Consider the following 24,035-nt stretch of genomic DNA (forward strand, 5'->3'; position numbering starts at 1 on the left):
ATCATGAAACGTTTTCATATTCATATTGGCGTTAATAACCTTGCTGATAGCATCAGTTTCTATAATGCCCTGTTTGGAACCGAGCCTACAAAAGTAAAATCAGATTATGCCAAATGGATGTTGGAAGATCCGCGCATCAATTTTGCAATTTCAACACGTGCTGGCAAGCATGGGGTAGAGCACTTGGGTATTCAAGTAGATGATGCTGATGAGTTAGAGACATTAAGAAAACAATTTTCAGAGGCTAATATTTCAACTCATAGCGATGGTGAAACAACCTGTTGTTATGCTAAATCAGAAAAATCTTGGATCAATGATCCAAGTGGAATTGCATGGGAGGCTTATCATACTATGGAGGATGCCCAATTTTTTTCTGGTGGAAAAGCAACAGAAGGTTCTTGTTGTATGCCAGAAAAAACCACAAAAACCTCTTGTTGTGATACAAAAACAACAGGATGTTGTGGCTGATGAATACCAAGCCGATGAGATTATTATTTCTTTGTACTGGTAATTCCTGTCGGTCTATTATGGCTGAGGCTATAACCAATCATTACTCTAATGGACGCTATCTGGCCTTTAGCGCAGGCAGCGTCCCAACTGGAAGGGTACATCCCAAAGCAATTGAAATGCTTGCCAATCATGGTATAAAGCCAAATGCTCCACGTAGCAAATCTTGGAATGAATTTAAGTCAGAGTCTATTGATTTAGTGATTACAGTATGTGATCAGGCGGCTCACGAAAGTTGCCCCATTTTTCCGGGACATCCCAAGAAACTCCACTGGAGTATCCCAGATCCAGCTAAAGTAAAAGGTTCTGAAATGCAAATAAATACCGCATTTGAAGATGTATTTATTCAACTTAAACAATGGATAGAAAAGGAGCTGTTGGCATGAGCACGTGCAGCACCAAGCGTCTTTCTTTTTTAGATAGATATTTAACTTTCTGGATTTTCCTGACCATGGCCACAGGTGTTGGAATCGGATCGCTTTTTGCTGGAACACCACAATTTATCAACTCATTATCTATTGGCTCAACTAATATCCCTATTGCACTTGGGTTGATTTTAATGATGTACCCTCCCTTGGCTCGGGTTAAATATGAAGAGTTACCGCTGATATTTAAAGATTGGCGCATCTTGTTGTTGTCTTTAATCCAAAATTGGCTTATTGGTCCATTTCTCATGTTTGGGCTTGCTGTTTTATTCTTGCATGGTTATCCCGAATACATGACTGGACTTATTCTTATTGGTTTGGCACGATGCATCGCGATGGTGATTGTCTGGAATCAGCTTGCTGAAGGCGATAATCAGTATGTTGCAGCTTTAGTAGCCTTTAACAGCATTTTTCAATTGTTGTTTTTTAGTATCTATGCCTGGTTCTTTCTCACAGTCTTACCACCTCTGTTAGGTATGGCTGGGCAAATAGTTCACATCGATTTTATGACAATTGCGGAAAGTGTCTTTATTTATCTTGGGATTCCCTTTTTTGCTGGATTTCTAACCCGCTTTGTATTGATAAAGAAAAAAGGGTTGTCTTGGTATGAAACTCATTTTTTACCAAAAATTTCTCCTATTACCCTGATTGCTCTGCTGTTTACTATTCTAGCGATGTTTTCTTTAAAAGGCGCAATAGTTCTACTACTTCCATTTGATGTGATTCGCATTGCCATTCCATTAACGATTTATTTTATTGTTATGTTTTTTGTTAGTTTTACAATGGGCAAACTTATCGGGGCTAACTATGAAAAAACAACAGCTGCGTCTTTTACAGCAGCAAGTAATAATTTTGAATTGGCTATTGCGGTAGCAATTGCGACTTTCGGACTTAATTCCGCTATTGCTTTTACGACTGTCATTGGACCTCTTGTTGAAGTACCAGTGCTTATTTTGCTAGTCAATGTTGCATTTTGGTTGAGGAAACGTTTGTTTTCGTAAAAATCAATTTACAGTATAATGCTTTTGGTGGAATATTGGCATTTTCCTATCCAGTGCATAGTCATAATCAATTTGTAGACGTAACTCAATTTTGGTGATTGCCAATGCTGATAATCAATTTTTGATGATTTTGTCGTCGGACTCTGTTTTTTGTATTACATCGATTTCTCGTTTGATCTCTTTTTTAAGCTCTTCTTCTGAAGGTAAATGTAATTGATATCTGCTAGCAAAGATTTGTTTTGCTTTTTCGCCAAGTAAATACTTAGCCATTGTTTCACTTTTTTGTGTACATAGGACTAAGCCAATAGTCGGGTTGTCATCTTCTTGTTTTATTTCTGCATCAAAATAATTTACATAAAGTTGCATTTGACCAAGATCGGCATGAGTTAGCTTTCTGGTTTTTAAATCAATAATGACATAACACTTTAAGATGACATGGTAAAAAACTAAGTCAGCGTAATAGTGATCTCCATCAAAAGTTAGTCGCTTTTGTCTTCCAATGTATGAAAAGCCTGTGCCTAATTCTAGCAAAAATTTCTGCAGATTATTGATCAAAGCCTCTTCTAGCTTTGACTCTACCAAACGGTGTGACTCAGGCAAGCCTAAAAATTCAAGAATCAAAGGCTCTTTGATGGCGTCCTCAGGTTTATTTATTTCTTGCCCATCTCGAGATAAGGCTAATAATCCCTCTTTATCTTTACTTTTAGCTAGGCGATCAAATAGCAGGCTGTTAATTTGTCGCTCTAATTCTCGACCACTCCATGCATTTTTTTCAGCTTCTACTGTATAAAACTGTCTCGCTTCTGGGCGATCAATGCGCATTAATGAGCGATAGTGGATCCAGCCTAGATTAGAGCTTAGTGATAAGTCATTAGAAGATTTACCACGCACTGCGTGGTGAATTTCAATGTCAGGATAAACAAGATAGAACTGTCTGATATCTCGGAGTGTACTAACACTAAATCCTTTACCATATTTTTTTGTTAATCGGTTAGACAGTTCTTGAAGTAATTGGCTTCCATATGCTGCTCTAGCTTGTCCTTCTTGTTCCGCTGTAACAATATCTCTTCCAATATACCAATAGGCTTGCACCATTTCAGAATTAATAGAACGTTGAACACGATTTCTTGCTTCTTCAACATAAGACGTAGCTTTTTCGAATAATCGGTCTATTGCATGATGATCGTTTGTAGAAAGATGGGTATTATTCATGAGACCCTATATTAAGATCACTTTAATGATTAAATCATACCAGAATCAGCAACTGCGTAAAACTGCATTTATGGGACTAAGTGTACTTCTAATAGAAGTGGAGCATGTTCATCAGCAATATCTTTAAAATATCTATGCTATTAATTTTAGTTGATAAAAATGGGAAGCCCCATACTGGGGCTTAATAACAGAAGAGCTTTATCTACAAAACAATAAGAGAATCATACAAGAAGCAGCAAACAATGTGACTGATGATACCAATGCGAACCAGCTGAATTTTTGTGTCTTTTGTGTTAAGGAATGAGCCTCAATCAATGAATCCGAGATCAATTTCCTCATCGCTTGAACCGATTCTCTAGTAGATTCTTGCAGTAACCTAACTATAGCTTCTTTACTACTAGCTAATGCCGCATTGAGAACCTTTTCAGCTTTTTCTTTGGCATCATCTTTCCATTGAGAGGAAATGTCTTCCATTTCCTCTCGGAACTGTACCAGCAAATCCTGTTGGGCTTTTCGATTTTCCTCAACCAGTTGTTCATTCATAGTCTGAAGCATGAGGATGGGATCATCTTTACCCAAAAGAACACCGTGTTTGACGGTGATGTCTTGAACGATTTTATCGAGTTTCCCTGACATTAGATCACCCTGGCGCTATCCAGCTGTCCAAACAGTTGATCGCGAACGATTTTTAAGCGTTGGCGGGTCATAATGCTTTTCTCTGGCGTACCCAAAACTTCATCGAAGGTCAGTTTCTGTTGAAGCATCTCGGTTAGATCCCGGCCATAGGTTTCTTTTTTCAGATCGGGGATTTGAATTAAGGCTGATATTCTGTCCTTGTTATCTCGATAGGCTTTCAGTTGTTCAAATGCTTTGCCTTCATGTTCAATAGCTCCCCAATAGGGATTGAGCCAGACTACAAACTGAGCTTCATTTGCAAACTGGTTAATCAGTTGTGCAAATCCATTAATGGTATCGAATAAAGCCTGGCCTCCGGTGATGACAGTATGAATCACCATTTCATGGCCCAATTCCTGTAATAAAGCTGGAACTTGGTTGCTGATGAGGTAATGAGATAGTGGTACAAAAGAGCTGGCACCGTTGTCAATGACTACATCATTAGTTGCAGAGGCAATTTTTTCAATGAGTGCATCAAAAAGACGGGGGTTAATTTCATCACCACTTATAACTTGAATATGATCAACGTTAAGAGCTTTAAAACCATGAAAGGTGGAGTTGATAGGGTCGGTGTCAATGCAAAGCGGGGCTTGGCCTTTGTGTTGTTTGTATTGAGCTGTGGTTGCTGAAATAAATGATTTGCCGACACCGCCTTTTCCCTGCAGTGTGATATGTATCTTTGCCATTACAAGAGTTCCTCCAAGTTGGGTTTGGGATTAAAAGTAAAGCCCCTAATTTCGGTTTTTTCCTTACTTTTAGCCTTTTCATCATCCTTGGTTTTTTCCTGCATAGATGGCTTTGTTTCTGCAGCAATCAAACGTGCTACATAGCCACAAAAAGTTTTATATGAAAATGAGATTTTGCCTTCCTCAACTAAGGTTTCCCAGACAAGCTTTATAGACCAGCCGTCAGCTAGCGCTGAAGCGATATCATTTTTTAATGCAAGAAATGCGGCTTTATTTACAGATTTAGCAGAGGCTTTTCTTAACATTTGCTTTGCTGCGATTCGTTCGCTGAGGGAGTTTCCCATGTCATACCATCAACTTATTATTGTTCTCTTTCTGATGGTACAAACTATTTTGTTGCTGTGCAATGAGTCGAGTTATTTTATTTCCTTTTGGCGTAATTAAACCTTCTCTAAAGTGCATAAATATGTAATTTATCGTAATTATTGGTAATTATTAGAAATTAATTTGGTTTCAAAACAAATAGCCTTGAAATTACATAAAATTACCTGATAGTATGCTATTAGATGAACTTAAAACGCAGGGCAAGATAGGTGAAGTTAGCTAACCAGCAAGCTGGCTACCCAACCTCACAAGTCTTATTCGCACCTTCGGTGCTCAACGAAAACCTTATGTTTTAAGGTCAAATCAATACCCAAAGGATTGCATAACCACTTAATTAAGAGGTCGGCATCCTTATGGACGAGAAGCTTAAAACACCCACCAGAAAAAATGGTCGCCATCTTCGCGTACCTGTTTTGCCTTCTGAAGAAATTCAGATTAAATCGAATGCAGCTACAGCTGGGCTTTCAATTGCCGAGTATTTAAGAAGGATTAGTCTCGGTTATCAAATTCAAAGTAATGTTGATAAGGATTATATACTGCAGTTAGCCAAGATTAATGGAGACTTAGGACGGCTTGGTGGACTGTTAAAACTATGGTTGACTCAGGATAAACGTGTTGCACACTTCGACCTCCAAACAATAAAAACCTTGTTAGCTCGTATTCAAACTACTCAGGATGCGATGTTTGAAGTGGTGAAAAAACTATGATTATTCGCCATATTCCTATGAAGAAAACAAGGCTTAGTAGTTTTTCAAGCCTTGTTCAATACCTATGTAATCAACAAAACAAACAGGAGCGAGTGGGTAAGATCAGATTATCAAACTGTAATAGTCTCGATCCTATTTGGGCCGTTCATGAGGTATTGGCAACACAAGCTAAAAATCAAAGAGCCACTGGAGATAAAACTTATCATATGCTTATTTCTTTTGCTCCAGGAGAAAATCCTTCGGCTCAAGTTTTACAGGAAATTGAAGATACGGTGGCTTCATCGATTGGATTTAAAGAGCACCAAAGACTCTCAGTTGTTCATCATGATACAGACAATCTTCATATTCATGTTGCGATTAATAAAATTCATCCTCAAACCTTTAATATGATTGAACCTTTCAGAGCATATAAGACTTTTGCTGAGGTCGCATCCAAGCTAGAAATTGAATTAGGTCTTCAAATAACCAATCATCAAACCCGAAAAAACCATTCAGAAAATCTTGCTGACGATATGGAACATCACTCAGGTATTGAAAGTTTAATTAATTGGATGAAGCGTCACTGCAAAGAAAAAATAGAGGCAGCGAGGAATTGGAAGGAGATTCATAGTATTTTGGCAGAACATGGGTTGATGGTTCGTATTAAAGCCAATGGTTTTGTGTTCTGCAATGTCCAAGGGCTTACTGTTAAAGCAAGTTCAATTTCCAGAACTTTTTCTAAAAAAAATCTCGAATCCAAGCTCGGTTCATTCGTACCATCTTGCTCAGAAGACCATAGACCTGTATCAAATGTTTATCATTATGAGCCATTAAATAAAAAGGTACTAAATTCCGAGCTCTATGCCAAATATCAGTACGAAAAATCACACAATAAATCTTTTGTTTCAAACAAACTTAAACAATTGCGTGAGGCCAGAACAACGCTTATTGAAAAGGCGAAAAAGCGAGGACGAATTAAACGAGCGGCTTTGAAGTTAATGAACCTATCTAAAGCACAGAAAAAGTACATCTATCAGCATATAAACAAAACGCTGCTTAATGAGATTGATAACATAAGAAAAAATTATGCAAAAGAACGTAGCCAGTTATTAGATTCTCATCAAAACAAAACCTGGGCTGATTGGCTGAAACAAAAAGCACAAGGTGGCGATCAGGATGCTTTAATGGCTATGCGGTATCGTAATCGTAAAAATAAGCATGATTACACCATATCAGGTTTAGGTTCTTCTTTTTCTTCTTCTTTAAATTTTGGACAAATCGACTCTATTACTAAAGAAGGTACTGAGATTTATAAAAAAGATAACAGTGTTATTAGGGACAATGGAAAGGAAATTATAATTTCTAAAGGCGGGTCTATTCCTACACTTAAAAGAGCATTGGAAATGGCAAGACAGCGCTATGGTGACTGTATTTGTGTGAATGGGTCTCCATTATTTAAAAAGATTATCTTGCAGATTGTTATTCAATATCAAATGCCAATCACTTTTGCTGATTTGGATTTGGAAAATCAACGTCAAAAACTAAATTTTGAACAGGAGAAATCCCATGAGCAATCAAGAGCAAACCGACAAAGTCATCGAGGAAGAACTTCAGGAAGCCATGAGGCTGCTGGAACAGCCACTGGAAAGAGAAGGGGTAGTACAAAGCCCAACTCTTTCAGCATTAGACAAGGCTCGCCAGCCAAAGATCACCACAGCTTGCGAAACTTGTCCAAATGCGATCTGGTTCAGCTCACCGGAAGAGGTCAAGTGTTATTGCCGGATAATGCACATGATCACCTGGAGCGGCAAGGATTCAAATTTGATAACCATGTGCGACGGGAAGTTTCTCGATTAAAGACAAATAGAAAGCATTACAAGAACCAAATTAAACCAAGTTCCTATTGAGAGTTTGAATTCAGTAATCATTGTTTAGACTACAAATTGTGCTTTTTTCTTGACAATATACCCATTGGGGGTATATACCTATAGGGGTATATTGGAGAATTATATGTCAAAACATCCTAAGCATCATGAAGAGTTGTCTCGACTTAATCGAGTAACCGGCCAACTCGAAGGCATTAAGAGGATGATTGAAGAACAACGCTACTGCGTGGATATCCTTTCTCAGTTACGCGCTGTTCGTAATGCAGTAAAAACTATTGAATTGGGTGTGCTTGAGCGTCATGTTTTAAACTGCCTTAATGAGGTCGCCTGCCATGGAACTTCTGAGTCGCGTCAGGAAAAAATGGATGAGATTATGGCTTTGCTTAAAAAATACGATTGAGGTGGATGATGAACACACAAAACCAGGATGCAAAACACCACAAAGAAGGGCATGGTTGTTGCGCTCATCAGCATCAACACGTCCCCTTATCTGCATCTGAGACAGCATTAGAAAATACAATTTATACTTGCCCCATGCATCCACAAATCCGCCAAGACAAACCAGGAACTTGCCCACTATGTGGTATGGCGCTGGAGCCAGAGCAGGTGAGCATAACAGAACAAAAAAATCCCGAGTATCACAATATGTTCTGGCGTTTTATCATTGCATGCATAGCAAGTATTCCAGTCATTTTCTTGAGCATGGGTGAGCGTTGGTTAAGTCCATTAATTCCAATGTCTCTATCGTTATGGACTCAAGCCATACTGGCAACGCTGGTGGTTTGGGGTTGTGGTTGGCCTTTCTTTTTAAGAGGATGGCAGTCTCTTCATACCCATCATCTGAATATGTTTACGTTGATTGCTTTGGGCACAGGCGTTGCCTGGGGATATAGTTTGGCAGTTGTTCTTTTTCCACAACTACTTCCTCTGCATATGCAAGGCGATGGCATGATGCCAGTCTATTTTGAAGCCGCAGCAGTGATTACTACCTTAGTGCTTTTAGGCCAAGTGTTGGAATTAAAAGCGCGTGAGCGCACTGGAGATGCCATTCGTGAATTGCTTCATTTAAGTCCAACAATTGCTCATCGATTAAATGATGGCGAAAATGAGGAGGACATCGCTCTTGATGAGGTAGTGCTAGGCAATAGATTGCTGGTACGTCCTGGTGAAAAAATCCCGGTTGATGGAGTAGTCATTCAAGGTCAAAGTGATGTGGATGAGTCCATGCTCACAGGTGAACCCATGCCTGTCGCTAAAGAAGTGGGCAATACGGTGATTGGCGGGACATTAAATCAACAAGGGAGCCTTATAATCGAAGCGGCTCACGTAGGCAAAGACACGTTACTTGCCCGCATTATCTCCCAAGTCAGTGAGGCCCAACGCAGCCAGGCCCCTATTCAACGCTTGGCAGATGCAGTCTCTGCTTGGTTTGTGCCTATTGTTTTAGCAATCGCATTGATTGCGTTTCTTGTTTGGTTTTTAGTAGGTCCCTCGCCTTCCTTAAGTTATGGCTTAATTGCGGCCATTTCCGTGCTGATTATTGCCTGTCCTTGTGCTTTGGGCCTTGCTACACCTATGTCCATAATGGTTGGGATAGGAGAGGGCGCACGACGCGGTATTTTAATTAAAAATGCAGCTTCTTTGGAGCAGTTACGAACAATTAATACATTAGTGGTCGATAAAACAGGGACCCTGACCCAAGGCCATCCAGCATTAACCCAAGTTATTCCAATTGCTAGTTGGCAGGAGCAGGAGCTTTTGAGTCTCGCGGCATCTCTTGAACGTCACAGTGAGCACCCACTAGCCAAAGCACTACGTGATGAAGCGCAAGCACGTCAAATTACTTTAAGAGAAGCTACGGATTTTATTGCAGTTAGAGGAAAAGGCGCTCAAGCAAAAATCGATGGAAAAAGCGTTGCCATTGGTAATGCCCAATGGCTGTCTGTTTCTGCTGACAAAATTCCTGATGCGGCATTAAAAGCCCAAGAAGAAGGGGCTACTCTGATTTATTTGACGGTTAATAAGCAGTTCGCAGGTGTTTTTGTGGTTGCTGACCGCATTAAAGAGTCAAGCCACGATGCTGTCGACACGCTTATCAAAAAAGGTATACAAGTCATTATGCTCACCGGTGATAATGCCATTACTGCCAAAGCAGTAGCTCGACAAGTAGGTATTCAAAAAGTTATTGCCGAAGTCTTGCCGGATGAAAAAAGCAATATTATTACTCAATTACAACAGGAAGGGCACGTGGTTGCCATGGTTGGTGATGGGGTGAATGATGCCATTGCCTTGGCAAAAGCCAATATTGGTGTTGCGATGGGAACTGGAAGTGATGTAGCAATTGAGAGTGCCGGCATGACCTTATTAGCAGGCGATTTAAATAAGCTTGTAGAGGCTTATGAATTATCGGTTCGTACTGTAAAGAACATCCACCAAAATCTCTTTTTTGCTTTTATTTATAATGCGTTGGGCGTACCAGTAGCGGCAGGTGCTCTTTTCCCGTTAACAGGCTTATTACTCAATCCAATGATAGCTGGTGCTGCCATGGCATTAAGCTCTGTGTCGGTGATTGCCAATGCTTTGCGTTTGCGCAAGAAGCTGACATGATAGGAAAAATAATTAAGTTAATTTAATTAATATTAGGGACAGAATGTACATGATGAATCAGAAAAGGGGCTTTAAGTATTTTGTGATAGGGCTGACACTGTTAATGCCTGTATTAGCACATGCAAAATCCCCGTTGAATCTCAAAGAGCTGACACAACTGGCAATTCAACAGAACAAGGATTTAAAAGCAGCGCGTTTTGCCATCTCTATTGCCGAGGCACGCTTGGTACAAGCAGGATTATGGTCAAATCCCAATATTAATTTAAATAACAACGACGACCGATTATTTAATAACGAGGGTGAATATTCGCGAAGTATCAGCTTTAACCAGGCCTTTCCCATATCAGGTCGTATTGCCAAGCAAAAAACAGTGGCACGCATTGATATTCTTCGCGCCCAGGCTGAGGTTTTTGAGGCGACTCGGCAGTTAAGTGCCAAAGTTGCTAATGCCTATTATGCGGTGGTCATCGCAGAGAACCGCATGCAACAATTAAATTATTTACAAAAGATAAATCAAGAGTTGGTGCGTGTTATTCATAATCGCTACCATGCCGCTGAAATTTCTAAATTGGATGATAATTCGGCTCGCATTGAATACGCACGTATTACTCAAGAAAAACAACTGTTAAAAAGTCAGCTAATTAGCCAATATACCCTTTTAAATCAACTCATTGGTCAAACACCCAATTCGCCACTGAACGTTAAAAAAACGATTAGGATAGCAAAAGGCATTCCTCCATTAGGAAACCTAATCAATCACGCCCTCAGTAATCGTCCTGACAGGAGGGCTTTGCTACTTGCTGGACAACGCGCCATGGCCGATAGACGTTTAGCCCAAGCTGAGCGCTTTGCCGATTGGACTCTTGGTGCTGGAGTGCAACAAGATAAAATCGTTGTGGAAGGCGGGTTACCGCAACCAGCTGATCGCACATTAGGGGTTTCCTTATCCATTCCTCTGCCTTTACTCAATCGCAATCAAGGGCGAATTATGGAGGCCTCCGCAACTGGAACTCAAGCCATGATCTCAGTAGATGCTTTAAATCTCACGATTGAAACAGAGGTTACGAGCAATTATGGCCAGCTTAATGCTCTTAAAACTAGTGTCGCGCAAACGCAAGGCACCTCCCTTCGTTTAGGGCTTGAAAACGTGAAACTTGCTCGTGAAGCCTATCAAAATGGGCAAGTTTCTTTTTTGAATGTCTTGCAGGTGCAAAGGCAGCAAAATGATGTACAAATGGCCTACTTAACGACCATGGGACAATATTTTCAATCCTATGTTGCCTTATGTACGGCTATTGGAGCACCACATACAAACGGATTCTGCTCGTATTTATCCTTAACCAAGGACGTGACCAAATGATTCATACATTTAATTCTATCCGCCAAAGAGTGTGGGTTATTGTTTTACTGGGTATTCTCTTTCATTCGTCATTGCTAATGGCGCATGGAGACGAAATTGAAGTCAGCACGTCAGGTCCAGCCCAGTCGGTTACATTAACTCCTGAACAAACCAAGATGCTTGGCATTGAGGTTTCTGAAGCCACGCCGCGCCCCATGGCTGACTTGTTGGCATTAAATGGTCAAATCCAATTACTGCCCAATGCACAGGCCGATGTGAATGTGCGTATTAGTGGCGCGGTAACCGATATTGTGACCAATCTTGGGGACAGTGTTACCAAAGGACAAACATTGGCCACGGTACAATCTCGCCTAGTTGGTGATCCACCACCTAGTGTCGCGGTAAAAGCGCCTATTTCAGGTGTTATTGATGCACGCAATGTGAATTTGGGGCAGGCGGTAGAACCCAACACCGTTTTATTTCACATCAGTAATCGTGAGCAAGTGCTCGCTATTGTTCAAGTGTATGAAGAGGATTTGGGCAAGATTAAAGTAGGGTTGGATGTGAATGTGCATGTCTTAAGTTATTCCAAGCGTATTTTTCCAGGAAAAATAACGCTTATTGAACCAAACTTAGATCCCTTAACGCGCACCGTGAATGTCCAAGTTAGTCTTGATAATAAAGAAGGATTATTAAAACCCGGCATGTTTGTGCGCGCCAACGTGGTATTACGATTTACTCAGGCAGCGCTTACGGTACCTAATAACGCCATATTGGAAATTGATAATGCCACCTTTGTGTTTGTGAAGAATGGTACCCAGTATGATAGGACGGTGGTTAGCCTTGGGACTCGTGATGATAATTATACTGAAATTAAAGAAGGTTTAGTTCCTGGCGATGAGGTAGTGACTCAGGGGAATCGCGAGTTATACACCTTATCTCTTAGTGGCGGCGGTGCAAAAAAACTCGGTCATGAGGAGCCACACTAATGTTTACACGCTTAATTGCCTGGTCGCTTCATAATCGTCTTTTAATTCTAGCGCTAACGCTGGTTCTTTGTCTCTTGGGTGGCTACACCTTAAAACAAATGCCGGTGGATGTCTTCCCGGAATTTGCCCCTCCGCAGGTGGTGGTGCAAACCGAAGCGCCTGGCATGGCCACCCAAGATGTGGAAACGCTGATTACCTATCCTTTGGAAAGTGCGATTAATGGTACACCAGGTGTGGCCAGTGTACGCTCTAAAACATCGGTAGGTTTGTCCACCATTACCGTGGTTTTTGATGACAGAACGGATATTTACCGTAACCGACAACTGGTTAATGAGCGTATTCAACAAGTCAGTAATCGACTCCCACCAGGTGTTAATTCTCCAGTCATGTTGCCCGTAACCTCAGCCGTGGGTTGGCTTGTCAAATATGCCTTAATCAGTGATACGGTAAGTCCTGAAACATTACGCACCATTTCAGATTGGACCATCAGACCCCGAATTCTGGCATTAGGTGGGGTTGCGGCCGTCGTGTCACTTGGTGGTGAGGTCAAGCAATACCAAGTGCGCTTAATTCCTGAGCGCATGCTTTCTTATGGGATTACCATCGAAGAAGTACGCCAGGCGTTAACCACTGCGAATCAAAACGTACCAGGCGCTTTTGTTCACCAAGCCGGTAGCGAGCTTGTGGTCGGAACTATTGGACGAATCCAGTCCTTAGATGATATTAAAAAAACCGCTATTGTGGTACGAAAAGGTATTCCCATCACGGTTAATAACGTGGCTACAGTTGCTTTTGGCGGTGAAATAAAGCGCGGTGATGGTGCTTACAATGGAAAGCCTGCGGTGATTGGTACCATTTCCAAAGCCTATGGTGCGGATACGGTGACAACCACGACTAAAGTGGAGCAGGCGTTAAAAAACATCAAACTCACTCTTCCCGCAGGTGTGGCGTTAGAAACGGAAGTCTTTCGTCAAGCCAATTTTATTGAATCAGCGATTCATAATCTATCTCGCGCTCTTCTTGAAGGGGCAATCATTGTCATTGCGGTGCTTTTTGTGTTTTTAATGAATTGGCGTGCATCATTTATTACCTTTCTGTCCATGCCAGTATCCTTTGTTATTGGTTTATTGGTGCTTCACTATTTTGGCATCGGGATTAATTCAATGACACTGGGCGGGATGGCCATTGCAATTGGAGAGGTCGTAGATGATGGCATCATCACGGTTGAAAATGTGGTGCACCGTTTAAGAGTAAACCGCCAAGAACCCCATCCTTTACCTGCCATTGAAGTGGTGTTTGATGCAGTACTTGAGATACGAAGTTCAGTTGTTTATGCCACCATTATTATCAGCCTTGTCTTTTTGCCTATTTTCTTTTTATCAGGGATTGCTGAGCGTATTTTTAGCCCTTTGGCCATTGCCTATATTGCTTCAGTATTGGGTTCTTTGGTGGTATCGATTACTATGGTCCCAGCACTGTGTTACCTTTTATTAGTTCGTGGCAAAGAAAAAGCAGAGGACACTGAAGTGAGCCTACATGCCTTATCCCAGGGTGAGCGTCATTATGGGGTAGAGCAAAAAACGGAGCATGAGAAAGAGTCTGAAACCCGGTTTGTCCTGTGGCTTAAGAGGCATTTTCTAACGACACTGCACTGGTCTTTAGCACACGTTAAAGCCGTAGTTGCCATGGCGCTGGCCGCCTTTTTATTTGCATTAACCTTACTTCCCTTTTTTGGTACGTCCTTTTTACCGGAGTTTCATGAAGGGAATTTCATTATCGCCATGAGCACCTTGCCAGGAACTTCATTAGAAGAGTCGATGCGCTTAGGGCAACAGGTGCAAAAATCCTTAATGCGCTACCCACAAGTCATCTCGATTTCGCAACGCGCAGGTCGCAGTGAGTTGGATGAGGATGCTCTGCCACCTAATGTTAGTGAGTTTGATGTGCGACTTGATTTTGCTAAAGACAAATCGATACCGCCTGATGAGCTATTACGACGAATTCGTACTGATTTAGCCAATATTCCAGGTGCTGTGTTTAATGTGGGTCAGTTCATTGCCCATCGTATGGATGAAGTGCTTTCAGGGGTTCGTGCCCAAGTGGCGGTGAAGTTATTTGGTGATAATTTAACGACGCTCAATGAATTAGGTCACTCTTTAGAGACGGTTTTAAAATCTGTTCCGGGTGTTGTTGATGTCAATAAAGAGCAGCAGATTAATGTACCGCAACTCATCATTAAAATTGACCGAGAAAAGGCGGCACGTTATGGGGTCAATGTAGGGCAAATTTCTGAAGACGTACAAGTACTTTTAAATGGAGTCAGTGTTTCGAATGTTTTAGAAGGACAGCGTACCTTTGATTTGTACCTTCGTATGAATAAACCTGGACGAGATAGCATTAAGGCCATTCAAAACATGTTGATTGACGCGCATGGTCAAGCCGAGGGAACTTCTGGTCAAGTTCCTTTGCGAGCTGTTGCCGAGATTAAAGTGGAGCCTCAACCCTTTGCTATTAATCGGGAAAATGTGCAGCGGTTATTAGTGATAGGCTTTAACGTACAAGGGCGTGATTTAGGCAGTGTAATTGCTGATGTCGAACAAGAGGTACAGGAAAAAATAAAACTACCCGCAGGTTATTTTATCCAATACGGCGGGCAATTTGAAAGCCAGCAACAAGCTTCTAAAGTGATTATTACCTTCGGTGCTTTAGTTATTTTCATCATGCTGGTCTTGCTGCATAAAGCTTTTGGTACCTTAAGAGAAGCTTTGTTAGTGATGTTTAATTTACCTTTGGCGTTAATCGGTGGGGTGATATCACTTTTTATCGCTAGTGGTGAGATGAGTGTGGCGGCCATGATTGGTTTTATTACTTTATTTGGGATTGCGGCACGCAATGGGATTATTTTAGTGAGTCACTACAATCAATTGCGTTTGCAGGGAAAAACTCGAGATCAAGTGGTCATTGATGGGACACTCGATAGATTAGTGCCGGTACTTATGACAGCAGCCACTGCCGCCCTTGGGCTTTTCCCTCTGCTTTGGGGTTCACCTGCCGGTAAAGAATTAGAACGTCCTTTGGCGCAAGTGCTCTTAGGTGGGTTATTCACCTCCACTGTGCTCAATATGTTTGTTGTTCCTACGGTCTATAACGCCATTGAACAATGGCGGGAAAGACACCAATCTTTAGATGAAATCAATAAGGAGAAACACCATGAATCAGGTACAATGCAACCGTAAGTTGAAGTGGTTTAGTTTGATAATGAGCTTTTTTATTTGGACAATACCTTTGAAACTCTTTGCCGATACCAGCGAAGCGTCCAAAGTAGCCATTCCATCAACCATCCCAGCTATCTGGAAAGCCATTGATGAGCAAGCGGCTTCTATTAATCAGGCATTAAAAAACAATCAACTTGCATCCATTCATGAGCATGCTTTTGCTATTCGCGATTTAGTTAATGCACTGCACGGCTTGAGCAAGGATTTATCTGAAGAGCAGAAAAAAACACTGCAAACAAATTTAAGCTATGTAGAGCAATTGGCTACTCGTCTTGATAAAACAGGGGATGCAAACGATAAGGAGGGAACTCAAGCCAATTGGGATAAATTGGAAAAAATATTAAGCCAATTACGTGCCCTTTACTAAATCGCATCATCTAATTAAGAGTGTTTTTTATGAAATTATCTTTTTGCGTTCAAGCAATACTTGCATTAAATGCCCTGTATGTTGGACAAGCCCTTGCGGTTCAAAATCCAACCCTACATACAGCGATTAAACCCACCGTGTTGTTGATTAAAAAATATCAAACCGAAGTGGATGGTAAACCTACTGAGTTGTTTCGAATCGAGCAGCCTGACGGTACTTGGGGATATCACGGAGTGAAAGGCGACATGTTTGATGCAGTTGTAAAAAATCAGACTGATAAGCCTACTGTATTGCATTGGCATGGCCTCGTTGTACCGAATAACCAAGATGGAGTGCCTTATGTGACGCAGGCACCCATTCCCCCAGGCGGTGAATACCATTATCATTTTTTGCTCAAGCAATCTGGGACCTATTGGATGCATTCGCATCATGATTTGCAGGTACAACAATTTTTATCAGCACCTTTGATTATCTCCGACGCAAAAGATAAGGCAAGTGATAAAGAGGTTACTTTATTCATTGGCGATTTTAGCTATAAAAAACCAGAAGTGATTTTAAGTGAGCTAAAGAAAGGACAAATGACTCACATGCATCATAGTAGTGGTATGTCTTCTATGCCCACGAGCCAAGCGGAAGCTGATTTAAATGATGTCAGTTATGATGCATTCCTAACCAACTATAAAACGTTAAAGAATCCAGAAGTTGTTTCTGTTCATCAAGGAGATACTGTTCGATTAAGGTTTATCGCAGGCTCTGCAATGTCTAATTTTTTTATCAATACAGGCATTTTAAAAGGTAAGGCGATTGCTATTGATGGGCAAGCGATTAAACCAGTAGAATCCAATCAATTTCAACTGGCCGTGGGACAGCGGATTGATGTTTTGGTGACCATTCCCCAAGGTGAAAACGCATATCCTATTCTTGCACAAGGAGAAGGGACTGCGATGCAAACCGGTTTAATACTTACGACACCTAAAGCGCCTATCCCTAAACTAAATGAAAAAACGTCAAACAAAGTTGGCGCTTTAAACTATGATCAGGAATTTAAATTTAAGGCCTTACAGCCAATGTCAGCTAAAACTCCTGGACAAACGCTTACAGTCAATTTAGAAGGCGATATGATGTCCTATGTGTGGACAATTAACAACCAAAAGTGGCCTGAAATAAAACCATTAACGGTTCAGAAAAACAAACGGGTTGAACTTGTCTTCAATAATAAAACGATGATGGCTCATCCCATGCATTTGCATGGTCATGTCTTTGAAGTGACTGAGATTGATGGGAAAAAGATAAGTGATGGTCTGTTGCACGACACGGTTTTGGTGTTGCCGAAATCAACTGTTAAGGTTCAATTTGATTCCGATAATCCGGGCAACTGGATGATGCATTGTCATATGCTTTATCATCAAGAGACTGGGATGATGACTCTGATGACTTATCAGGATATTAAATTACCAGACTTAACAAGCCATCATTGACGTTAAACATTATCTTTAAGGATTAAGCTGCTTTTAGAGAGTGTTTTAGTCGCTCATAACTAAGAATAGTAATTACCTAGATGCGTCATATTATGAGGATATGGGTAGTTTTGGCAACAATTGAACTGATCTGTTGCCATTTGAAATGAGTTTATGCAATATGAACCACATTGGTCTTTTGCGATAATAGCATACGGCTATTTAACTTAGCATATCTATCAATTTTTGATTTTAATTGTCGTTTCACTCCCTCGAGCCCTAACTTACTGTTGTTAGCCAGATCATTAAAATCGCTAAACTGTCGAGGGTTTGATAACTGCTCTCCTGGAGCAAAGGCCGGTAGAATGATGAATCCATTAACTGAATCTGCTGCCTCTTTTCCTTTTTCTTTCCCAGGGTTAATACCCTTTGTTAACTCAAGGTGTTTGTCATCATCTGCAGCCACAATAATTGGAGTATTGGGATATTTATCATGTAGCGCTTTAGCGACTGGTTTGAGATTACCGGAGTCAAAGGCAGAGACCACAGCAGGTAGTCCAGTTGCATCTTTTATAGCTGCAGCTGTAGCATAACCTTCAGCAATAACAATGACAGGTGTTCCTGAAAGTTTTTCCAGACCACCCAATACATGAAAACAACCTTCCTTTCTTGAATCTTTTGCAAACCGTTTGGTGCCATCTTCAGCAATGTACTGAACAGTCCAAAGTATTCCTTCGCAATCTATTGCCGGAATACAGGTTAGTTTTCTTTCTTCATCAGTATATACGCCAGAATGAACTTCAATACCCTTAGCCTGCATGTAAGGTGTGGGTTCCACAATCTCTGCCATTATTGATAATTTTTCCTTGAGTCTTAATGCAGTATTTTTTTGTTTAGTTTCAAGCTCACGTTGGCGAGTCTGTTGATGCTCAAGCGCTTCAGTCTTAAGCGTTGTCTTCTGTTCATCAGTCAAAATGTAACCCTTACATTTCCAATTAAGCTCAGCACCCGTTCGATTGTTTTTAATATATCCAGCCGGAATGCCATCTAAATGAGCTACATAAAATCCTGCTTTCTCACCGTTTTTATCACCCTCTGTGGAGATACGATGAGGTTTACCATCCATAATTGGATGCTCACCTGAAACAATAGCACCAAGGCTCACCAATGCCGCTTTAAATTCATCTTCTGGAAGCGTTTTATCCTGGGTTAGTATTTGATTTTCAGGAAGCCAGGCTTTGATTTTCTCAACAGGGACACCAAGATTTGCATACCAACATTTTTGAACTTTATCCCAGGCAATACCTGGTGTTCCATCAGGGAGTTTTCCTATTGTGGATTTAGCTATCTCTTTTTGTTTGAAGGGGATGCTTAACCAGACCTTTTCAGAAGTGATGTTTTCCGAAGTCATAACGGCTACCTCTTTAAGTTTCTCATCCTTGATTTCAATAAGTTCTGTTAGTTGAATGTTTTGGGTTTGCTCTAAAGCACACAGGTGATTAACTATTTTTTCTGCATCTGCAGATGCTCTGAATATTTCTAAAGGCTCATCTTCCAGAACTTGAATCCACGATTTGATATATGCCGTGTGTTGAGAAGGATCATGACCTATACCAAGCTCAGCACCTAAAAGCATGCTTGCAATTTCTGCTCTCAATTCTTCTTTGGCATAGGCATCTGAACCAAAGGGATGACCTAAATCTCTATCCAGTCTTGAAGGATGACCGCTCCAATGTCCAAGCTCATGCAGGGCAGTGGCATAATAGTTTGCTGCAGATTTAAATTGCTCTTTTGGTGGAAGATGAATGCTATCAGTCGATAATCTGTAAAATGCTCTGTCCGCTTCAGAATGAGTAATGGTGGCGCCAGAGTTAAGCAGTAGTTTTTCTGCTCTTTCAATTAAGGACCAGTGCGGCTCTTTTGTAATGAGTTCGGGCATATTATCAATCTGTGATGCATGAAATACTGTTGCATAAAACACCTTGGGTCGTTCAAGATTCACCTGCACTTTTAATGGATTACCTTGCTCATCAAGCACAGGATAACCCGCATCATCTTGTTTGATTTGTTCTTCATGAAATTTCCAGTATTGAATCGTCGTTCCTTTTTCTCCCTTGCGTACTTGAGCTTCCATGCTTTGTGCTTGCTTGTAGGTTAACCAGCGATTGTCATCACTTTGATTTAGCATTAAATACAATGCATTAATCCCGCGATAACGTTTGCCTGTTATTGGATTATAAGGAACTTGACCATTACCTGTGCCTGGTTCCCATGGTTTTAGCCAGGGTGCTGTTCCTGCTTTCAGGCTTTCAATAATTTGATTGGCAACGACTTGATGATAAGGCATTTTAGTCATAAATAGCCTCCATCGCATCCTCTTCATTGAGTGCATCTTCAAAAAATGCGCCCATGATGTCTGCTTCTATTGGACTGACCTCGACAAGAAAGCCAGGGATTACTAAATCATCGATTTTTTCAAAAATCACATCCATTAACTCGGTTTCATGACTCATGTGGTTTTCTCCCGTTTATTAATTACCCATATGGGTGTGATCATTCCCTTGATTTGTCTCGTGTGAACAAGACCATAGTATCGACCATCGAATGACCATTCGCTTTGACTGGTCATCGTCATGATTTCATTTACTTTAAGTTGATAATTCATTACCTGCCATTGAGGTAAAGCGCGGTTCATCCCATCCTGTAATTTTGGTTTTGAATAAGGAATTAGCATTTGATTTACAAAAACTCCTTCATTTGTCACAGAGAGGATATCGCCAGATACAGCCACCACTTTTTTCATTAAATAGCCATATCCATTACAATAAAGACCATGGTCTATATAACCTCTGTTCTTGGCTAATCTGAAAGTTTGCCTATCATCTGGGCAAAAAATCACATAAGCATTTCTTAGCGGCTCTGCACCGGTGATGCGATATAAACCTACAGGAATGGATTCAGTAAGATTTATCCTAAAGTCCATAGAATGGAATAATGAGCCTGCAGCAATAGTACTTATCAAAACAATAGCGATGATGATGGACAGTTTTTTCATAACCGGATCACCTCGTCTTCACTTAAACGAACACGTAAAATATCTGAGTGAATAGGTGCCTCTACAGAGGCTCTAGCCATGAACACTGGATCTTTAAAATAAAGCGGCTGTTTACCATAAATTGCAGGAAAGCCCGCTGCATAAACAACCATGTCGCCTGCTTCAACAATTAAACCATTTGAATCCTTTTTAGGCCCAGGCATACGCAGACACTCATCAACGGTTAAAAGGGGTCTCGAAATTTCCTGAATGGTTTTTGATATTTGATTTAAGAACGTAGAAAAACGTTTACCGCTGGTGGTGATGTGTTCTTTAACAATCGTCGTTTGACCTGTCAGCTTGGAAAGATGTTCTGCCGTTTCAACTCGGTTGGGTGGATAAGCATTTTGGATGTGGCAATTAGAAGTAATGGTCTCATCAGGGCCATAGCCACGTTCACGGCTTTTAAGCTGATTAATGTCCTGACAAATTAAGTAAAACTTTAAACCATAACCAGCAACAAAAGCTAATGACTCTTGTAGAATATCGAGTTTTCCAAGGCTTGGAAATTCATCAATCATGCAAAGCAGTCGATGTTTATACGTTTTTTTAGCACTCACATAAGATAATCCTTTGTCATCGGATACACGCTCAAATTCCATTTTGTCTGCCAATAGTCTCACTATCATATTAATCATTACTCTAACCAGAGGTTGAAGCCTGGCCTTGTCATTAGGTTGAGTAACAATATAGAGACTCACAGGATTTTCATGGTTCATCAAATCTCGAATACAAAAATCGGAAGACGAGACGTTATGTGCTACCACCGGATCTCGGTATAACGCCAAATAAGATTTTAAAGTAGATAATACAGATCCTGCTTCTTCTTCGGGGCGGTCTATCATGTCACGCGCAGAGGCTGAAATAACAGGATGGGTTTTTCCTTCAATATGCGGGTATTGCGTCATTTCAATGAGCAGGTCGGCAATATTAATATTGGGATCAACCAGCATACGGTCAATATTGGGAAATGTAGCTGGTTCTCCCTGATTGTTCAGTTTATAAATCGCATGCAGAATAAAACCAACTAAAAGGGCTTGAGAGGTCTTCTGCCAATGTGTTTCCAATCCTTTACCATCGGGATCAACTACAAGTGTTGCCAAGTTTTGCACGTCACCGACCTCTGATTCTGTACCTACTCTGATTTCATTTAGTGGGTTCCAGCGTGCACTTCCTTTTAACGTTGCCGGCTCAAATCGAATGACTTTGTTGTTAGCATGTTTCTGACGCCATCCAGCGGTCATTGCCCATAGTTCACCTTTTAAATCGGTAATGACGCAGGATTGTTTCCAGGATAAAAGGGTAGGGATCACTAGACCAACTCCTTTCCCTGAGCGTGTTGGTGCATAGGTTAAAACATGCTCAGGTCCATTGTGGCGCAAATAATGGATCTCTCCTTTGTCATCTTCAAATGCTCCAACATAAACTCCTTCATCATGTCCAATGAGGCTCGCACGGTTTAAGTCCTCCCAATTAGCCCATCTGGCTGAACCATGGAGGTAATCACTCACATTGTTCTTTTTAAAATATTTGGAAGCCAACACGATCATCATTAAAAAGAGACAGTCAATCATGACAATCAGACCAAAGGCAGCATTGAACGAATCTGGGTAATAAGATTGATATTTAATAGCCCAATTAAAAATCTGCCAAGGCATATAAATATGAGCGAATGAAGTCCCCAAGACATCAGCATAGTGAAATTGATGTGCGAAAAACTGCGTGCCAATTTGTATGCTGATTAAAAAAGAACAAATCACTAACCAGGTATGCGTTTTATTTGCCTTGCCAGGATTTTTTTCTCTGACTTGAGGGCCTATGGCTTTATTCAGTTTGTTTTGGCTCATTGGCTCTCTCCAGATGCCTTTTGGTTCACAAACTGACTGACCTCATCTGATGTATCAGTACCTGAACTAAAGCTACCTCCAGGAGTACCCATAGACAGAATATTTTGTGCGTTGGATTCTTGCGATTCAGAAGCGGGTGAATCTACCTTGTTCTGAATTGCCTCAGCAATTTTCCCACCCGTTGTGTCAGCAATTTTTTCAGCAATGGCCTCTTTAAACGAGTTTGCTTTTTCACTGGCCACATCCATAGTACCTGATGCTAAATGGGAACCAAAAGAACCTGCAAATTTGGCAGCTGTTCCCATGGCTTCGGCTAAACCACCGGTTTTAGAGCCTTTATCCATCCCTGACAGAGAACTTGTATCGCCAGAGTTGGTTGATTGGCTGGCTGCTTTAAATGCCGCATTGAGTGCGGATAATCCACCACCGCTTTGGGCAAGTACACTACCTGCAGCCCCCGTCATGGCAGCCCCAGCTATTCCAGCAGCTCCCATAGCACCACCCAGACCGAGACCACCGCCACCACCAGAACCACCTCCTGACACAATGCCTGCTAAAGCAGGTGGAATTTTATCAATAAGAACCAGTAACAGTACGGCAACTACCAGCATGACAAACATTTCTTTAAGCATGATGTTTTCAGACATTGCAGCGTAATATTGATCTACAAAGGATTTACCAATACCAATAATTAAAATCATGGCAAAAGCTTGTAATGCAATCCCCAACACAGTTTTGTAGTAGTTAATTGCAATGTCCTGAGTCCAACGGCCACCGCCAAACCCCAATAAAACAATGCCACCATAAGTTAAAATCCATGCGGTGATTAAGATAATGAGCATATTGATACTGACTAAAGCCAATATAATCAGAATAACCCCTGCAACGAGTAATCCTACTGTAGTTGCTGCAGGTGACCAGATGGATGAGCTGTCTATGGCTTTTGAAACAATATCAAACCCAACATCCACAATATCAGAAGGAGAGACATGCTCATTAATTCCTGATGCCTTGGCTGCAAGTTGCCGCATCGAGTCTATGATCGCTTTTGCAATTGCAGGTCCATTGTCTAAAATCCAATAGAAAAAACCCACAACCACAAAAAACCGTACTGTTTCAGCTAAGAATTCTTGAATGTCTGCTCTTCGCAATGCCATCAAGCCGTAAGTCCACACCATACTGATTGAGGCCAAAGACCAGAACAAATATCTTGCGTAACTCAACATGGTTTTGCTCCATAGCGCGGATGTGCTGGCAAACCGTTGTAAAATATTATCCAGTAAGTCACGACTATCCATGCCATGCCCCTGAGCATGGCAGCAAGCAGAAAACCCAAGTAAACAGAAAAGGATAAAATAAGGAGTTATTTTTTTGTTCATACCATCACCACTTCTGACCAGAGCTTTTGGAATAACTACCTCCTCGGAAGCACGCATCACCAATCACTTGGAGTTCTTCTTTAGTTCGACCTTCTCTTGAACTGTCGCATCTTAGCGAAGCCAAATGTTCAGCCTTTTTTTGAGCTGCGGTTTCAGCGCTGTCGCAACCTGACAGGACACAAGTAAGAACCAAAATTGATAAACATATAACTTTCATTT

Annotated in this window: 23 protein-coding genes; 13 read left to right on the forward strand and 10 right to left on the reverse strand. The window is 41.1% G+C overall.

Features of this window, described 5'->3' with window-relative positions:
• Positions 1 to 3: 3 nt before the first annotated feature.
• From LXA66_RS11545 to arsB, 3 genes are read left to right on the forward strand one after another with little or no spacing between them, the layout of a single operon-like run.
• On the forward strand, positions 4 to 468 hold the full coding sequence (locus LXA66_RS11545; RefSeq protein WP_027269482.1) for an ArsI/CadI family heavy metal resistance metalloenzyme: 465 nt from the start codon (positions 4 to 6) through the stop codon (positions 466 to 468).
• A complete protein-coding gene (locus tag LXA66_RS11550) occupies positions 468 to 893 on the forward strand; it encodes an arsenate reductase ArsC (RefSeq protein ID WP_027269483.1) in 426 nt (141 codons plus the stop codon). Before LXA66_RS11545 ends, LXA66_RS11550 begins: the two co-directional genes overlap by 1 nt.
• Positions 890 to 1,933 carry an ACR3 family arsenite efflux transporter gene (gene arsB / locus LXA66_RS11555; protein ID WP_027269484.1) on the forward strand — a complete coding sequence of 348 codons (1,044 nt, stop codon included), beginning with the start codon at positions 890 to 892 and terminating at the stop codon, positions 1,931 to 1,933. Before LXA66_RS11550 ends, arsB begins: the two co-directional genes overlap by 4 nt.
• Before the next feature lie 114 nt (positions 1,934 to 2,047).
• Here arsB and LXA66_RS11560 read toward each other — a convergent pair whose 3' ends face one another.
• Entirely contained in the window at positions 2,048 to 3,145 is a 1,098-nt protein-coding gene (locus LXA66_RS11560) for a YhcG family protein (RefSeq protein ID WP_051544683.1), read from the reverse strand.
• Between LXA66_RS11560 and LXA66_RS15845 the strand changes: the two genes are divergently transcribed.
• Complete coding sequence (locus tag LXA66_RS15845; RefSeq protein WP_255665361.1) at positions 3,144 to 3,272, forward strand: hypothetical protein; 129 nt, start codon at positions 3,144 to 3,146, stop codon at positions 3,270 to 3,272. The two genes, LXA66_RS11560 and LXA66_RS15845, sit on opposite strands and share 2 nt — an antisense overlap.
• A gap of 71 nt (positions 3,273 to 3,343) precedes the next feature.
• On the opposite strand, the gene LXA66_RS11565 is transcribed toward LXA66_RS15845, so the two are convergent.
• The 3 genes from LXA66_RS11565 to LXA66_RS11575 are packed head-to-tail and all read right to left on the reverse strand — an operon-like array spanning position 3,344 to position 4,850.
• Positions 3,344 to 3,781 (reverse strand): conjugal transfer protein TraM, encoded by a 438-nt coding sequence (locus tag LXA66_RS11565; RefSeq protein WP_027269486.1) that lies wholly within the window; start codon positions 3,779 to 3,781, stop codon positions 3,344 to 3,346.
• Positions 3,781 to 4,506, reverse strand: coding sequence for an ArsA-related P-loop ATPase (locus LXA66_RS11570; protein ID WP_027269487.1), 726 nt, complete (start codon positions 4,504 to 4,506; stop codon positions 3,781 to 3,783). The genes LXA66_RS11565 and LXA66_RS11570 overlap by 1 nt, the downstream gene beginning before the upstream one ends.
• Entirely contained in the window at positions 4,506 to 4,850 is a 345-nt protein-coding gene (locus LXA66_RS11575) for a TraK family protein (protein WP_027269488.1), read from the reverse strand. The genes LXA66_RS11570 and LXA66_RS11575 overlap by 1 nt, the downstream gene beginning before the upstream one ends.
• Positions 4,851 to 5,243: 393 nt before the next feature.
• Here LXA66_RS11575 and traJ point away from each other — a divergent pair, with 393 nt between their 5' ends.
• The 9 genes from traJ (at position 5,244) to LXA66_RS11620 (ending at position 17,517) form a co-directional block, all read left to right on the forward strand.
• Positions 5,244 to 5,597, forward strand: a complete 354-nt coding sequence (gene traJ / locus LXA66_RS11580) for a conjugal transfer transcriptional regulator TraJ (protein WP_027269489.1) — start codon at positions 5,244 to 5,246, stop codon at positions 5,595 to 5,597.
• A complete protein-coding gene (gene traI, locus LXA66_RS11585) occupies positions 5,594 to 7,483 on the forward strand; it encodes a TraI/MobA(P) family conjugative relaxase (protein ID WP_027269490.1) in 1,890 nt (629 codons plus the stop codon). Before traJ ends, traI begins: the two co-directional genes overlap by 4 nt.
• A 103-nt stretch (positions 7,484 to 7,586) precedes the next feature.
• Positions 7,587 to 7,862 (forward strand): metal-sensitive transcriptional regulator, encoded by a 276-nt coding sequence (locus LXA66_RS11590; RefSeq protein WP_018576423.1) that lies wholly within the window; start codon positions 7,587 to 7,589, stop codon positions 7,860 to 7,862.
• 8 nt (positions 7,863 to 7,870) lie between these two features.
• Complete coding sequence (locus LXA66_RS11595; protein WP_035905528.1) at positions 7,871 to 10,069, forward strand: copper-translocating P-type ATPase; 2,199 nt, start codon at positions 7,871 to 7,873, stop codon at positions 10,067 to 10,069.
• A gap of 49 nt (positions 10,070 to 10,118) precedes the next feature.
• Entirely contained in the window at positions 10,119 to 11,429 is a 1,311-nt protein-coding gene (locus tag LXA66_RS11600; protein ID WP_370637256.1) for a TolC family protein, read from the forward strand.
• Positions 11,426 to 12,397 carry an efflux RND transporter periplasmic adaptor subunit gene (locus LXA66_RS11605; RefSeq protein WP_027269493.1) on the forward strand — a complete coding sequence of 324 codons (972 nt, stop codon included), beginning with the start codon at positions 11,426 to 11,428 and terminating at the stop codon, positions 12,395 to 12,397. The genes LXA66_RS11600 and LXA66_RS11605 overlap by 4 nt, the downstream gene beginning before the upstream one ends.
• Positions 12,397 to 15,633 (forward strand): efflux RND transporter permease subunit, encoded by a 3,237-nt coding sequence (locus tag LXA66_RS11610; RefSeq protein ID WP_027269494.1) that lies wholly within the window; start codon positions 12,397 to 12,399, stop codon positions 15,631 to 15,633. The genes LXA66_RS11605 and LXA66_RS11610 overlap by 1 nt, the downstream gene beginning before the upstream one ends.
• A complete protein-coding gene (locus LXA66_RS11615) occupies positions 15,608 to 16,039 on the forward strand; it encodes a hypothetical protein (protein ID WP_027269495.1) in 432 nt (143 codons plus the stop codon). Before LXA66_RS11610 ends, LXA66_RS11615 begins: the two co-directional genes overlap by 26 nt.
• A 29-nt stretch (positions 16,040 to 16,068) precedes the next feature.
• Entirely contained in the window at positions 16,069 to 17,517 is a 1,449-nt protein-coding gene (locus LXA66_RS11620) for a multicopper oxidase family protein (RefSeq protein ID WP_027269496.1), read from the forward strand.
• A gap of 151 nt (positions 17,518 to 17,668) precedes the next feature.
• On the opposite strand, the gene LXA66_RS11625 is transcribed toward LXA66_RS11620, so the two are convergent.
• From LXA66_RS11625 to LXA66_RS11650, 6 genes are read right to left on the reverse strand one after another with little or no spacing between them, the layout of a single operon-like run.
• A complete protein-coding gene (locus tag LXA66_RS11625) occupies positions 17,669 to 19,852 on the reverse strand; it encodes a zincin-like metallopeptidase domain-containing protein (protein WP_027269497.1) in 2,184 nt (727 codons plus the stop codon).
• Entirely contained in the window at positions 19,845 to 20,009 is a 165-nt protein-coding gene (locus LXA66_RS11630) for a hypothetical protein (RefSeq protein WP_027269498.1), read from the reverse strand. The genes LXA66_RS11625 and LXA66_RS11630 overlap by 8 nt, the downstream gene beginning before the upstream one ends.
• On the reverse strand, positions 20,006 to 20,551 hold the full coding sequence (gene traF, locus LXA66_RS11635) for a conjugative transfer signal peptidase TraF (RefSeq protein WP_027269499.1): 546 nt from the start codon (positions 20,549 to 20,551) through the stop codon (positions 20,006 to 20,008). Before traF ends, LXA66_RS11630 begins: the two co-directional genes overlap by 4 nt.
• On the reverse strand, positions 20,548 to 22,437 hold the full coding sequence (locus LXA66_RS11640) for a type IV secretory system conjugative DNA transfer family protein (protein ID WP_027269500.1): 1,890 nt from the start codon (positions 22,435 to 22,437) through the stop codon (positions 20,548 to 20,550). Before LXA66_RS11640 ends, traF begins: the two co-directional genes overlap by 4 nt.
• Entirely contained in the window at positions 22,434 to 23,816 is a 1,383-nt protein-coding gene (gene trbL, locus LXA66_RS11645) for a P-type conjugative transfer protein TrbL (RefSeq protein ID WP_027269501.1), read from the reverse strand. The genes LXA66_RS11640 and trbL overlap by 4 nt, the downstream gene beginning before the upstream one ends.
• A 4-nt stretch (positions 23,817 to 23,820) precedes the next feature.
• Positions 23,821 to 24,033 carry a hypothetical protein gene (locus LXA66_RS11650; protein WP_027269502.1) on the reverse strand — a complete coding sequence of 71 codons (213 nt, stop codon included), beginning with the start codon at positions 24,031 to 24,033 and terminating at the stop codon, positions 23,821 to 23,823.
• Between the last annotated feature and the right edge of the window lie 2 nt (positions 24,034 to 24,035).

It is taken from the genome of Legionella sp. 16cNR16C (assembly GCF_021297775.1).
Taxonomy (GTDB): domain Bacteria; phylum Pseudomonadota; class Gammaproteobacteria; order Legionellales; family Legionellaceae; genus Legionella_C; species Legionella_C quinlivanii_A.

Excerpts from the sequence above, each read along its gene's own strand:
- LXA66_RS11605 (WP_027269493.1), top strand. The coding sequence starts at position 11,426 with ATGATTCATACATTTAATTCTATCCGCCAAAGAGTGTGGGTTATTGTT.
- LXA66_RS15845 (WP_255665361.1), top strand. The coding sequence starts at position 3,144 with ATGAGACCCTATATTAAGATCACTTTAATGATTAAATCATACCAGAAT.
- LXA66_RS11550 (WP_027269483.1), top strand. The coding sequence starts at position 468 with ATGAATACCAAGCCGATGAGATTATTATTTCTTTGTACTGGTAATTCC.
- traI (WP_027269490.1), top strand. The coding sequence starts at position 5,594 with ATGATTATTCGCCATATTCCTATGAAGAAAACAAGGCTTAGTAGTTTT.
- LXA66_RS11650 (WP_027269502.1), bottom strand. The coding sequence starts at position 24,033 with ATGAAAGTTATATGTTTATCAATTTTGGTTCTTACTTGTGTCCTGTCA.
- LXA66_RS11640 (WP_027269500.1), bottom strand. The coding sequence starts at position 22,437 with ATGAGCCAAAACAAACTGAATAAAGCCATAGGCCCTCAAGTCAGAGAA.
- LXA66_RS11590 (WP_018576423.1), top strand. The coding sequence starts at position 7,587 with ATGTCAAAACATCCTAAGCATCATGAAGAGTTGTCTCGACTTAATCGA.
- LXA66_RS11600 (WP_370637256.1), top strand. The coding sequence starts at position 10,119 with ATGATGAATCAGAAAAGGGGCTTTAAGTATTTTGTGATAGGGCTGACA.
- traJ (WP_027269489.1), top strand. The coding sequence starts at position 5,244 with ATGGACGAGAAGCTTAAAACACCCACCAGAAAAAATGGTCGCCATCTT.
- LXA66_RS11560 (WP_051544683.1), bottom strand. The coding sequence starts at position 3,145 with ATGAATAATACCCATCTTTCTACAAACGATCATCATGCAATAGACCGA.
- LXA66_RS11575 (WP_027269488.1), bottom strand. The coding sequence starts at position 4,850 with ATGGGAAACTCCCTCAGCGAACGAATCGCAGCAAAGCAAATGTTAAGA.
- LXA66_RS11615 (WP_027269495.1), top strand. The coding sequence starts at position 15,608 with ATGAATCAGGTACAATGCAACCGTAAGTTGAAGTGGTTTAGTTTGATA.
- LXA66_RS11570 (WP_027269487.1), bottom strand. The coding sequence starts at position 4,506 with ATGGCAAAGATACATATCACACTGCAGGGAAAAGGCGGTGTCGGCAAA.
- LXA66_RS11630 (WP_027269498.1), bottom strand. The coding sequence starts at position 20,009 with ATGAGTCATGAAACCGAGTTAATGGATGTGATTTTTGAAAAAATCGAT.
- LXA66_RS11595 (WP_035905528.1), top strand. The coding sequence starts at position 7,871 with ATGAACACACAAAACCAGGATGCAAAACACCACAAAGAAGGGCATGGT.
- trbL (WP_027269501.1), bottom strand. The coding sequence starts at position 23,816 with ATGAACAAAAAAATAACTCCTTATTTTATCCTTTTCTGTTTACTTGGG.
- LXA66_RS11565 (WP_027269486.1), bottom strand. The coding sequence starts at position 3,781 with ATGTCAGGGAAACTCGATAAAATCGTTCAAGACATCACCGTCAAACAC.
- arsB (WP_027269484.1), top strand. The coding sequence starts at position 890 with ATGAGCACGTGCAGCACCAAGCGTCTTTCTTTTTTAGATAGATATTTA.
- LXA66_RS11620 (WP_027269496.1), top strand. The coding sequence starts at position 16,069 with ATGAAATTATCTTTTTGCGTTCAAGCAATACTTGCATTAAATGCCCTG.
- LXA66_RS11545 (WP_027269482.1), top strand. The coding sequence starts at position 4 with ATGAAACGTTTTCATATTCATATTGGCGTTAATAACCTTGCTGATAGC.
- traF (WP_027269499.1), bottom strand. The coding sequence starts at position 20,551 with ATGAAAAAACTGTCCATCATCATCGCTATTGTTTTGATAAGTACTATT.
- LXA66_RS11610 (WP_027269494.1), top strand. The coding sequence starts at position 12,397 with ATGTTTACACGCTTAATTGCCTGGTCGCTTCATAATCGTCTTTTAATT.
- LXA66_RS11625 (WP_027269497.1), bottom strand. The coding sequence starts at position 19,852 with ATGACTAAAATGCCTTATCATCAAGTCGTTGCCAATCAAATTATTGAA.